This window comes from Nocardia stercoris (assembly GCF_003696265.1).
Taxonomy (GTDB): Bacteria; Actinomycetota; Actinomycetes; order Mycobacteriales; family Mycobacteriaceae; genus Nocardia; species Nocardia stercoris.
In genome coordinates, this window is the sequence record NZ_RFFH01000008.1 from 306,010 (window position 1) to 319,597 (window position 13,588).

Here is a 13,588-nt window from a genome sequence, read left to right on the forward strand (position 1 = left end):
GGGCGCCGCTGCCGGTGCAGTACGCCGACTTCGCGCTCTGGCAGCGCGAGGTACTGGGTGCCGAGGACGACCCGGAATCATTGCTGGCCCGGCAGGTCGGCCACTGGCAGCGGATGCTCGCCGGGCTGCCCGACGAGCTCGCCCTCCCCGCCGACCGGCCCCGGCCGCCGGTGGCCTCGCATCGCGGCGCGACCGTCACGGCGACCCTGCCGCCCGAGCTGATCGTCGCGCTCGAAGAGGTCGCGCGCGGTCAGCACGCGTCGCTGTTCATGGTGCTGCACGCCGCGCTCGCGGTCCTGCTGGGCCGGCTGGGTGGTGGTGACGACGTCGCCGTCGGCACCCCGATCGCGGGCCGCGGTGAGGCCGCCCTCGACGACCTGGTCGGCATGTTCGTCAACACCCTCGTGCTGCGGACCGGCCTGGACGCCACCGAACCGTTCAGCGCCCTGCTGGACCGGGTGCGCCACACCGACCTGGAAGCCTTCGGCAATGCCGATGTGCCGTTCGAACGGCTCGTGGAACTCCTTGCGCCGCAACGTTCCCAGGCCCGCAGTCCGCTGTTCCAGGTGATGCTGGCCTTCCAGAACCTCGACCGCGCCACCCTGGAACTGCCCGGGCTGACCGTGTCGGCGCTGGACCTGGAAGAGAACATCGCCCGCTTCGACCTGCAGTTCACGCTGTCGGAGCTGTCCACCGGAGGCGCCGGGCCGTCCGCCGGCCTGGAACTGGCCCTGACCTACGCCACCGATCTGTTCGAGGAGACCACGGTCGCCGAGATCGTGCAGCGATGGCTGCGGGTACTGGCCGCGATCGCGGCCGACCCGTCGATCCCGGTGGGCGCCATCGACATTCTCGACGAGACCGAGCGGGCCGAACTGGTCACTCGCGCCGGGCTGGCGGCCGAGGAGCCGCGGATCCTGCCGGAGTTGCTGGCGGAGGCCGTGATTCGGGATCCGCAGGCTCCGGCCGTGGTGTTCGAGGGCCGGACCACGTCCTACGGTGAGCTGGACGAACGCTCGAACCGGCTGGCGCGCTTGCTGATCGAGCGGGGGATCGGTGCCGAAGACCTGGTCGCGGTGGCGGTGCCGCGATCGGACGAGTCCTACTTCGCGGAGTGGGCGGTGTCGAAGTCGGGTGCGGCGTTCGTTCCGGTCGACCCGGCGTACCCGGCGGACCGGATCGCGCACATGGTCACCGATTCCGGGTCGCCGCTCGGTGTGACCGTCTCCGCGGTCCGTGGTGAGCTGCCCGATTCGGTGGACTGGCTGGTCCTCGACGAGCTGGACCTGTCCGGTTTCGCGGCCGGACCGGTGCGCCAGGCCGACCGGGTGCGCCCGGTGCTGCCGCAGCATCCGGCGTATGTCATCTATACCTCGGGTTCCACCGGTGTGCCCAAGGGCGTGGTGGTCACCCATGCCGGTCTGGCCAACTTCCGGGCCGAGCAGAACGCCCGCTACGACCTCGATTCCGATACGCGGGCACTGCACTTCGCGTCGCCCAGCTTCGACGCGTCGATCCTGGAGTTCCTGCTCGCCGTCGGCGGTGGCGGCACGCTCGTGGTGTGCCCGACCGGGGTGTACGGCGGTGCCGAGCTCGCGGAGCTGATCCAGCGGGAACGGGTGACGCATGCCTTCGTCACGCCGTCGGTGTTGGCGTCGCTGGACTCCGGCGCGCTCGCGGGTATGCGGGTGATCGTTGCCGGTGGTGAGGCGGTCCCCGCCGATCTGGTGACGAAATTCGGTGGGGCACAGGAGAATGCGGGCGATCCGGGCGGGACGGAAGGCGCATCGGCCCGCAATCGGCGCTTCTACAACGGTTACGGGCCGACCGAGACTACGGTCATGACGAACATCAGCGATCCGCTGGCGCCCGGCGACCAGGTCACCATCGGTGGCCCGATCCGCGGTATGCAGTCGCTGATCTTGGACGCCCGCCTGCGGCCGGTGCCCGTCGGGGTGGCCGGCGAGCTGTACCTGTCCGGGATCCAGCTGGCTCGTGGCTATCACGCGCGGCCCGGGCTCACCGCCGCCCGCTTCGTCGCCGACCCGCACGCTCCCGGTGAGCGCATGTACCGGACCGGTGACGTGGTGCGCTGGACCCACCACGGTGAGGTCGAGTACGTCGGACGCTCCGACTTCCAGGTGAAGGTGCGCGGTTTCCGGATCGAGCTCGGCGAGATCGACGCGGCCCTGGCCGCGCACGACAGTGTCGACTTCGCGGTCACCGTCGGCCACCGCAACCCCGCCGGGTCCACCGCGCTGGTCGCGTACGTGGTGGGAACGAAGCGTGCCACACCCGCCGGGCCGGACACCACGGCCGACCCGGACGCTGCCCCCGGTGCGCACGTCGACGTCGCGGCCCTGACCGAACACCTCGGGCAGCGGCTGCCCGCCTACATGGTGCCGTCGTCGATCATGGTTATCGACCGGATCCCGCTGACGCCGGTCGGCAAGCTGGATCGCAAGGCCCTGCCCGAACCGGTGTTCGCCACCGAGGTGGCGTTCCGGGCGGCGCGCAACCCGCTCGAGCACACCATTGCCGAGGTGTTCGCCGAGGTCCTCGGTGCGGACCGGGTCGGGATCGACGACTCCTTCTTCGCCCTGGGCGGCGATTCGATCGTCTCCATCCAGCTGGTCTCGCGCGCCAAGGCACGCGGCGTGCTGTTCGGTCCGCGCGACGTGTTCGAGCAGCGGACCGTGGCCGGGCTCGCGTCGGTCGCCGAAACCGCTGACGGACAGCGTGATTCGTCGCCCGTGCTGGCCGAACTGCCCGGTGGCGGGGTCGGTGTCATGCCGCTCACCCCAGTGGTGCGGTTCATGGTCGAGCGGCCGGGCTCCTACCGAAGGTTCAACCAGACCCTGGCGCTGGAGCTGCCGCCGGGCATCGACCGGGCCGGGATCGTCGCCACCGCGGCCGCCGTGCTCGACCGGCACGACATGCTGCGGGCGCGGCTGCGCCGGCACGCCGGGGCCGAATGGATCGTCGAGACCGCGGCGCCGGGCACGATCGACGTCGACGCGCTCGTCGACCACACCGCCTTCGATCCGGCCGTCTCGGATGCCGAACTCGCCGAGATCGCCGCTGCCGCACTGGATGCCACGCTCGACCGGCTGGATCCCGAAGCGGGCGTGGTGATCCGGTTCGCCTGGCTCGACGGCGGTCCCGCCCGCCCGGGGCGCCTGATCGTCGCCGCCCACCACCTCGTAGTCGACGGGGTGTCCTGGCGAATCCTGGTGCCGGACTTCGTCACTGCCTGGGCGCAGGTGTCCGGTGGCCGGGTGCCGGAACTGGTCGCGCCCGCGACCAGCATGCGCACCTGGGCGCACGCGCTGGAACGGGTCGCCCGGGACCGGACGGCCGAACTGGACTTCTGGCGCGACCTCGTCGACGGACCCGATCCGCTGCTGACCCACCGTCCGTTCGACCCGGAGGTCGATATCACCGCGGTGGTCGCGCACCACCGGGTGGAGCTGTCCGCCCAGGCCACCCGCGCGCTGCTCACCACGGTGCCCGCGCTGTTCCACGGCGGCGTGAACGACGGCCTGCTGGCCGCGCTGGCCCTGGCGGTCACTGTCTGGCGGAACCGGCTCGGCATCGACGGCGGGCGCTCGGCGCTGCTGCGGCTGGAAGGCCACGGGCGCGAGGAGGAACTGGTCCCGGGTGCCGACCTGTCCCGGACCGTCGGCTGGTTCACCGCGATCTTCCCGGTGCGCTTCGACCTGTCCGGCATCGACATCGATGCCGCGCTGGCCGGTGGTCCCGAGACCGGCCGGGCGATCAAGGCGGTCAAGGAGCAGTTGCTCGCGGTGCCGGACAAGGGCCTGGGCTACGGTCTGCTCCGCTACCTGAACGAGGAGACCGCCGCCGGTCTGCCGGTGCAGCTGCCGGGCCAGATCAGCTTCAACTACCTGGGCCGGATCGGCGCTACCGAGGTGCCGGACGCGCTGCGAGGCTTCGGCTGGACCCCCGCGGCCGAGCTCGGCGATCTCGCCGGTGCCTACGACGCGGATCTGCCCGCCATGGCGCCGCTGGATATCAATGCCATCGTCGTCGGTGACCGGTTCAGCGCCCGGATCGGCTATCCGGCAACACTGTTCGACGCCGACCAGGTCACCCAGTTCGGTGACCTGTGGACACAGGCTTTGGAAGCGGTTGCGCAGCATGCTGGTTCGGTCGGCTCGGGCGGGCACACGCCGTCCGATTTCCCGCTGGTCCGGATCACCCAGGCCGATATCGACCGCTGGGAGCGGGGATATCCGGCACTGCGCGAGGTCTGGTCGCTGTCGGCGCTGCAGGGCGGCTTGCTCTTCCACGCCCAGCTGGCGGCCGGGTCGGTCGACGTGTACACGGCGCAAGTGGTGCTCACCCTCACCGGCCGGGTCGACGCCGACCGGCTGCGGGATGCGGCGCAGGCGCTGCTGGACCGGTACGACAGCCTCCGCACGGCGTTCGTGGCCGACGACCGCGGCAATCCCGCTCAGCTGGTACTCGACGATGTGCCGGTCGACTGGTCCGAATTCGACTGCCGGGCAACCGGACCGGACACACCGGCGGCCGCCGAGCTGATCGCCGCGGACCGGACACGTCCGTTCGACCTGGCGCGGCCGCCACTGCTGCGGTTCACGCTGCTGCGGGTCGGTGACGCCGAATGGTCGCTGGTGGTGTCCAACCACCACATCGTGCTCGACGGCTGGTCCATGCCGCTGCTCATGCGGGACCTGGTGGTGCTGTACGCGACTCGCTCCGACGCCGAGACGCTGCCGCCGGTCCGGTCCTACCGGCACTTCCTGGACTGGGTTGCCCAGCAGGATCATTCGGCCGCGCTGGCCGCGTGGACGCGGGCGCTGCACGGCAGCTCGGAGCCGACGCTGCTCGCCCGGCCGGCTGCCGGCCGCGAGCTCACCACACTGTCCGGTGAGTACCTCTTCGAACTGGACGCCGCGGCCACGGCCCGGCTGATCGCCGTGGCCACCGAGCTCGGGGTCACACCGAACACCGTCCTGCAGACCGCGTGGGGAATCGTGCTGGGCCGCATGACCGGTCGCGACGATGTGCTGTTCGGTACCACGGTCTCCGGCCGGCCCGCGCAGCTGACCGGTGTCGAGGACATGGTCGGCCTGTTCATCAACACCGTGCCGGTGCGGATCCGGGTCGCGCCCGGCGAATCCGCGCGCGCGTTGCTGACCCGCACCCAGGGCGAGCAGGCGGATCTGCTCGACCACCACTACATCGGGCTGGCCGAGATCCAGGCCGCGGCCGGTATCGGCGGGCTGTTCGACACGCTCGTGGTGTTCGAGTCGTATCCGGTCGACGCCGACGGGATCGCGGCCCAGGCCGCCGATATCGACGGCATGGCGGTCACCGGACTGGACGCCGCCGACGCCACCCACTATCCGCTGACCCTGATCGCCCAGCTGGACCGCACGTTGCGGATCCGGGCCGGATACCTGCGCGATCTGTTCGACGCCGACACCGTCGCCCGGCTGGCCGAGCGCCTGATCCGGGTCCTGACCGTGCTGACCACCGCGGTGGACGCACCGGTCGACGCCCTCGAACTGCTGGACCCCGCCGAACGCCGGCTCCTCGTGGCGACCCGCAACGACACCGCGCGCCCGATCGACCGCGCGGCGACGTTGATCTCGCTGTTCCAGGCGCAGGCCCAGCGCACCCCGGACGCGGTCGCGATCAGCTTCGAGGGGACGAGTCTGTCCTACGCCGAGTTCGGGCTGCGGGTGAACAAGCTGGCCCGCTGGCTCATCGAGCGTGGCGTGAGCCCGGAATCGGTGGTGGCGCTGGGTATGCGGCGCTCGATCGACCTGCTGGTCGGCATGTACGCGGTGGTCGTGGCCGGCGCCGCCTACGTGCCGCTGGACCCCGATCACCCCGCCGAACGCTCGGCATACATTCTGGCGACCGCGGATCCGATCTGCGTGCTGACCTCCGGCGACGACCTGGCCATCGATACGCCACAGGCGCGGATCGACCTGGTCGACCTGCTGGCCTACGACGGCGCTCCGCTGACCGACGCCGACCGGCGCGCGCCGTTGCGGCCGGAGAACACCGCTTACGTCATCTTCACCTCGGGTTCCACCGGGCGCCCGAAGGGCGTGGCGGTCAGCCACGCCGCGATCGTCAACCGCCTGGTGTGGATGCAGGACGAATATCGGCTCACCGACGCGGATACCGTCCTGCAGAAGACGCCGTCGACCTTCGATGTGTCGGTGTGGGAGTTCTTCTGGCCCTTGCAGATCGGGGCCCGGCTGGTGATCGCGAAGCCGGACGGCCACCGCGACCCCGCCTACCTCGCCGACCTGATCGCGGCGCAGGGCGTGACGGTCACCCACTTCGTGCCCTCTATGCTCACCGTCTTCGTGGCTGAGCTGGAAAACCGTTCCGCCGCAGCCGAATCTGGGCTCCGGCTGGTGTTCGCCTCCGGTGAGGCGTTGCCGCCCCGGCCCGCGCACCGCCTGCGTGAGCTGACCGGCGCGGCCGTGCACAACCTGTACGGCCCCACCGAGGCCGCGGTCGACGTGACCTACCACGCGGTCGGCGCGGCGGACGTGGAGACCGTGCCGATCGGGCGTCCGGTCGCCAACACCCGGGTCTACGTGCTCGACGGCCGGCTGCGGCCGGTGCCGGTGGGTGTCGCGGGTGAGCTCTATCTGGCGGGCGATCAGCTCGCCACCGCGTACGTAGCGCGCCCCGACTTGACTGCGGACCGTTTCGTGGCCGATCCGTTCGCCGCCGAACAGGCCGGGCGGATCGCCGCCGGCGCGCGCATGTACCGGACCGGTGACCTGGTCTGCTGGAACGCCGACGGCGAACTGGAGTACCTGGGCCGCACCGACTTCCAGGTCAAACTGCGCGGTCTACGGATCGAGCTCGGCGAGATCGAAGCCGCGGCCACCGCGCTGGACGAGATCGCGCAGGCGGTCGTGGTGGTGCGTTCCGACCCGCACGCCGGCGACCAGCTGGTGGCCTACGTGGTCGCCGCGCCCGGGCTCACCGTCGACACCGACGAGGTACGCGAGCAGCTGGGGGCCAGGCTGCCGGCCTACATGGTGCCGGCGGTGATCGTCGTGCTGGCTGCCTTCCCGCTCAACGCGTCCGGCAAGCTGGACCGCAAGGCGCTGCCCGCGCCGGTGTTCGCAGCGTCGGTGTTCCGGGCGCCCGTCACACCGGTCGAGCACATCGTGGCCGGTGTCTTCGCCGAGGTCCTCGGCCGCGAGCACATCGGCCTGGACGACGATTTCTTCGCTCTCGGCGGTAACTCGCTGCTGGCCACCCAGCTCGCGGCCCGGCTGTCCGCCGCACTGGACGCACGGCTGGGGGTGCGCGAGATCTTCGCCGCCGCAACGGTCACCGCCCTGGCCGCGCACGCCGAGTCCGGGGCGGGCGCCGGCTCGCACTCGGCCCTGGTCCCGCAGCAGCGGCCGGCGCTGGTACCGCTGTCGCTGGCCCAGCGCCGGATGTGGTTCCTCAACCGCCTCGACCCGGAGTCAGCGGTCGACAACATCCCGGTCGCGGTGCGGTTGTCCGGCCTGCTCGACCGGCAGGCACTGCAGGTCGCGGTGGCCGATGTCCTGGCCCGGCACGAGGCGCTGCGCACGCGCTACCCCGACCTGGACGGCACGGCACACCAGGAGATCCTCCCCACCGAACAGGTCGTGCCCGCTCTGACTCCGGTCGAGGTGGACGCGGCCGAATTGCCCTCGCGGCTCACCGAGTTGGTGCGGGCCGGATTCGACGTCACCGCCGCGGCTCCGGTGCGGGCCCGGCTGTTCGAGCTCAGCCCGACCGAGCACGTGCTGGCGCTGGTGGTGCACCACATCTCGGCCGACGGCTTCTCCATGGGCCCGCTGACCCGAGACATCATGGTCGCCTACGGCGCGCGGGTGGAGGGCGGTGAACCGTCCTGGCGGCCGCTGCCCATCCAGTACGCCGACTTCGCGCTGTGGCAGCGCACGGCGCTGGGCGCCGAGGACGACACGGAATCGGTCATCGCCCAGCAGGTTTCGTATTGGCGCCGGACGCTGGCCGGGCTGCCGGACCAGCTGGACCTGCCCGCCGACCGGCCGCGCCCGGTGGTCGCCTCCGGCCGGGGTGCGGTGCACACCGTCACCGTCGACGGCGATCTGGTCGGCCGGTTGTCCGAGCTGGCCCAGGAGCACAATGCGACGCTGTTCATGGTCGTGCACGCCGCGCTGGCGGTGCTGCTGTCGCGGCTGAGCGGCACCGCCGATATCGCGATCGGCACCCCGATCGCGGGTCGTGGTGAGCGCGAGCTCGACGACCTGGTCGGCATGTTCGTCAATACCCTGGTGCTGCGCACCGAGATCGACGGCGGTCTGCCCTTCGAGGAGCTGCTGCCGTCGGTGCGCGGCGCCGATATCGCGGCGTTCGGGCACGCCGACCTGCCGTTCGAGCGGCTGGTCGAGATCCTGAATCCGGCCCGGTCACAGGCGCGGCACCCGCTGTTCCAGGTGATGCTGTCGTTCCAGAACCTGGCCCGCACCACGCTGGAGCTGCCCGGGTTGTCGGTCACCGGCGTCGACCTGCCGATCGACACCGCGAAATTCGATCTGCAGCTCGTGCTCACCGAACTCGACCCGGCCGCCGGTGGCGGCATGTCGGCCGAATTCATCTACGCCATAGATCTGTTCGAGGCCGCGACGATCGCCCGGTTCGCGCAGCGCTTCACCCGGCTGCTGCGGGCGGTCACCGCTGCCCCGCACCGGCCGGTCGGTGACATCCCGATGCTGGATGCCGCCGAGGTGGTCCGGGAGCTGCGCGACTGGAACTCCACCGAGGTCCGGGTGGACCGGGACGCCACCCTGGCGTCGATGTTCCGGGCGCAGGCCCAGCGCACACCGGCCGCGACGGCGCTCACCTTCGAGGGGACGAGTCTGTCCTACGCCGAGTTCGACGCCCGGGTGAATCGCCTGGCGCGGCACCTGATCTCGCTCGGGGTCGGTCCGGACACCTTGGTGGCGCTGGGGATGCGGCGCTCGCTGGATCTGGTGATCGGCATGTACGCGGTCGTGGTGGCCGGTGGTGGTTATGTGCCGCTGGACCCGGATCACCCGGCCGAGCGCATCGCCTACGTGCTAGAGACCGCCGCGCCGGTGTGTGTCCTCACCACCGCCGCCGCGGCCGAGACCTTCACCGGCGCAACGACAGTGGTGATCGACGAACTGGACCTGGCGAAGTGGTCCGCAGACACGGTGACCGACGCGGATCGCCGTGCGCCGTTGCGTCCGGACAACACCGCGTATGTCATCTTCACCTCCGGTTCCACCGGGCGGCCGAAGGGCGTCGCGGTGAGCCACGCCGCGATCGTCAACCGCCTGGTGTGGATGCAGGACGAGTACGGCCTCGACGAGGCCGACGTCGTGCTGCAGAAGACCTCCGCCACGTTCGACGTGTCGGTGTGGGAGTTCTTCTGGCCCTTGCAGATCGGGGCCCGGCTGGTGGTCGCCAAGCCGGACGGGCACCGCGACCCCGCCTATCTGGCGCGGGTGATCGCGGCCGAGGCGGTCACCACCGTGCACTTCGTGCCGTCGATGCTGGCGGTGTTCGTCACCGACCCGGCGGCGGCCGAATGCACCGGACTGCGACAGGTATTCGCCTCCGGTGAAGCCCTGCCGGCGACCATCGCGCAGCGCCTGCGGGAGCTGACCGGCGCCCGGCTGCACAACCTCTACGGTCCCACCGAGGCCGCGGTCGACGTGACCTATCACGAGGTCACCGGCGACGACACGGTGTCGGTGCCGATCGGCCGCCCGGTGCACAACACCCGGGTCTATGTCCTGGATGCGCGGCTGCACCCGGTGCCGCCGCGGGTGCCGGGCGAGTTGTACCTGGCCGGAACACAATTGGCCCGCGGCTACGTCGCCCGCCCGGACCTGACCGCCGACCGCTTCGTCGCCGACCCGTTCGGCGAGTCGGGCCGCGTCTACCGCACCGGTGACCTGGTCCGCTGGACCGAGGCCGGCGAGCTGGAATACCTGGGCCGCACCGACTTCCAGGTGAAGCTGCGTGGCCTGCGGATCGAACTCGGGGAGATCGAGACCGAACTGACCGGCCATGCGACCGTGGCGCAGGCCGTCGTGCTGGTCCACACCGGCAGCGCGCTGGGCGACCAATTGGTGGCCTACCTGGTCCCGGAGCCCGGCCGGGCCGTCGATATCGACGCCGTCCGCTCGGAGCTGGCCGCGACGCTGCCCGCGTACATGGTGCCGGCCGCGTTCGTGCTGCTGGATGCTCTCCCGCTCAACGCTTCCGGCAAGTTGGACCGCAAGGCGCTGCCCGCGCCGGTCTTCGAGACCGCGGTGTTCCGGGCTCCGGCCACACCGGTGGCGCAGACCGTCGCCGCGACGTTCGCCCAGGTACTGGGCCGGAGCCGACCGGTCGGCCTCGACGACGATTTCTTCGCGCTCGGCGGCAACTCGCTGATCGCGACGCAGCTGGTGGCGCGTCTCGGTGCCGCGCTGGACACCTCGATCTCGGTGCGGCAGCTGTTCGCGGCCCCGACCGTCGGCGCGCTGGCCGCGAGCCTGGAACCGCACGCCGGTTCCGGACGCCGGGCCGCACCGGTCGCCGGACCCCGGCCGGAACCGATCCCGTTGTCGCTCGCGCAGCAGCGCATGTGGTTCCGCAACCGGTTCGATCCCGCGAGCGCCGTCGACCACATCCCGCTCGCGGTGCTGCTCACCGGTGCCCTGGACGTGCCCGCGCTGCAGGCCGCGGTGCAGGATGTCGTGGGCCGGCACGAGGTGCTGCGCACACGGTATCCGCAGACCGACACGGGCCAGGGTGTGCAGGAGATCCTGCCCGCCGGGTACCGCGTCGTCGACCTCACCCCGATCACGGTGCCGGAGGCCGAGATCCGGGAGCGGATCGTCGAGCTGGTCCGGACCGGATTCGATGTCACCATCGAGGTCCCGGTCCGGGGCGCCCTGCTGCGCGCGGCCGGTACCGGCGACGAGCTGCACGTTCTGGTGTTCGTGGTGCATCACATCGCGGGCGACGGCTGGTCGATGAACCCGCTCGCCCGCGACGTCATGGTGGCGTACGCGGCGCGGTCCGCCGGCGAGGTGCCGGGCTGGGCGCCGCTGCCGGTGCAGTACGCCGACTACGCGCTCTGGCAGCGCGCCACCCTCGGTGCCGAGGACGATCCCGAATCCCTGTCCGCCCAGCAGCTCGGCTACTGGTCGGCCGCACTGGCCGGGCTGCCCGACCGGCTGGAGTTGCCGGCCGACCGGCCGCGACCGGCGGTGGCCTCGAACCGCGGTGCGGTCTACGAGTTCTCGGTCGACGCGGCCTTGCAGCGCCGGCTCGAGGACCTGGCCCGGGCGCACGGTGCCACCCTGTTCATGGTGGTGCACGCGGCCTTCGCGCTGGAGCTGGCCCGGCTTTCGGGCACCGGTGACATCGCGATCGGTACCGCGGTCGCGGGCCGCGGCGAAGGCGACCTCGACCCGTTGATCGGCATGTTCGTCAACACCCTCGTGCTGCGGACCGCCGTCGACCCCGGGATGCGGTTCACCGACCTGCTGGCCCGGGTCACCGACACCGACCTGGCCGCCTTCGGGCACGCCGACCTTCCGTTCGAGCGGTTGGTGGAGGTGCTCGATCCGGCGCGTTCGCAGGCCCGGCACCCGCTGTTCCAGGTCATGCTCACCTTCCAGAACACCGGCAGCGCCACCTTCGAACTGCCCGGCCTGCAGGTCGAGGGCCTGCCGCTGGACACGGTCAGCGCCAAGTTCGATCTGCAGCTCGACATCGACCAGCCGGCCGGCGCCGCCGACGGTGGGCTGATGGCCCGGTTCGCCTATGCGGTGGACCTGTTCGACGCCGAGACCGTCGCGTCGTTCGCGGCGAGGCTGCTGCGCATTCTGCGTGCTGTCGCTGACGAGCCGACCGTGATCGTCGGCGATATCGATCTGCTCGGTGCGGTCGAGCGGGACGAGGTGTCGCGGTACTGGGTGTCCTCCGGCGAGGACGCCGAACTGTCCGATCCCGATGTCACGCTGGCGGACCTGTTCGATATCGCGGTCGACGCGGGCGGTGACCGCACCGCGGTGCGCTTCGACGACGAGTCGCTGAGCTACAGCGAGCTGGACAGGCGCGCGAACCGGCTGGCGCGCAAGCTGATTGCCGCGGGCGCCGGCCCGGGCGCGTTGGTGGCGGTCGTGCTGCCGCGCTCGCTGGACCTGGTGGTGGCACTGCTCGCGGTGATCAAGTCGGGCGCGGGGTATGTGCCGATCGACCCGAGCTACCCGGCCGAGCGGATCGCCTATGTGCTGGCGGACGCGCGGCCGTCGAGCGTGATCGTCGACGACACGGTCGAGATCGAGCTGCCCGCGGGCCTGCCGGTGCTGCGGATCGACGAGAATGCCGACGGCACAGCGGAATCGGATGCGCCGGTGACGGATGCGGATCGGCGCGGGACGCTGTCCGCGGGTGATGTGGCCTATGTGATCTACACGTCGGGTTCGACCGGGCGGCCGAAGGGTGTGGCGGTCGAGCACCGGAATGTGGTGCGGCTACTGGCGAATACCGATCGGGAGTTCGGGTTCGGGGCGGATGACGTGTGGACGTTGTTCCATTCGTTCGCGTTCGACTTCTCGGTGTGGGAGCTGTGGGGTCCGTTGCTGTTCGGTGGGACTTTGGTGGTCGTCGACTATTACGTGTCGCGTTCGCCGGAGTTGTTCCTGGAGTTGTTGCGTCGGGAGCGGGTGACGGTTCTCAATCAGACTCCGTCGGCGTTCTATCAACTCGCCGAAGCCGACCGGATCGCCGACCCCGGGCTCGAACCGCTGTCGTTGCGCTACGTCGTGTTCGGCGGTGAGGCGCTGGAGCTGCGCAAGCTCGCGGATTGGGTTGCCCGCCATGGTGATTCCGCGCCGCAGCTGGTGAACATGTACGGCATCACCGAGACCACGGTGCATGTGACCCACCGGGTGCTGGACGCGGAAAGTGTTGTGGCCGAGACCGGTTCGGTGATCGGCCGCGCCATCGCGGGTCTGCGGGTGTATGTGCTCGACGCCCGGTTGCGGCCGGTGCCGGTCGGTGTGCCAGGTGAGATGTACGTCGCAGGACCGCAATTGGCGCGCGGCTATCTGGGGCGCCCGGATCTGACCGCGACCCGGTTCGTGGCCGATCCGCTGGGTGTCGCCGGTGAGCGGTTGTACCGCTCGGGCGACTTGGCGCGCTGGAATCGCTTCGGGGAGCTGGAGTATCTGGGTCGGGCCGATGACCAGGTGAAGGTGCGTGGGTTCCGGATCGAGCTGGGTGAGATCGAGGCCGCGGTGCTGGCGCAGCCGGGTGTCGCGCAGGCGGCGGTGATCGTGCGCGAGGACCAGCCCGGTGATCAGCGGATCGTCGCCTATCTGGTGCCCGACGCGGGCACGACGGCGGATCCGGAGTCGGTGCGTGCGGGGGCGGCGGGCCTGCTTCCCGCCTACATGGTGCCCGCCGCGCTGGTGGTGCTCGACGCCATCCCGCTCACGGTGAACGGCAAGCTGGACCGCCGTGCGCTGCCCGCGCCGGTGTTCGAGGTCAAGGCATTCCGGGCGCCGGTCAC

1 protein-coding gene (cut by both window edges) is annotated in these 13,588 nt (G+C 71.0%); it reads left to right on the forward strand.

The whole window is internal to a non-ribosomal peptide synthase/polyketide synthase gene (locus tag EBN03_RS20465; protein WP_122189663.1) on the forward strand: the coding sequence, 44,130 nt in all, runs 17,005 nt past the left edge and 13,537 nt past the right edge, and what appears here is coding positions 17,006-30,593, spanning codon 5,669 (partial) through codon 10,198 (partial); the first complete codon in view begins at position 3. The start codon and the stop codon both lie outside this window.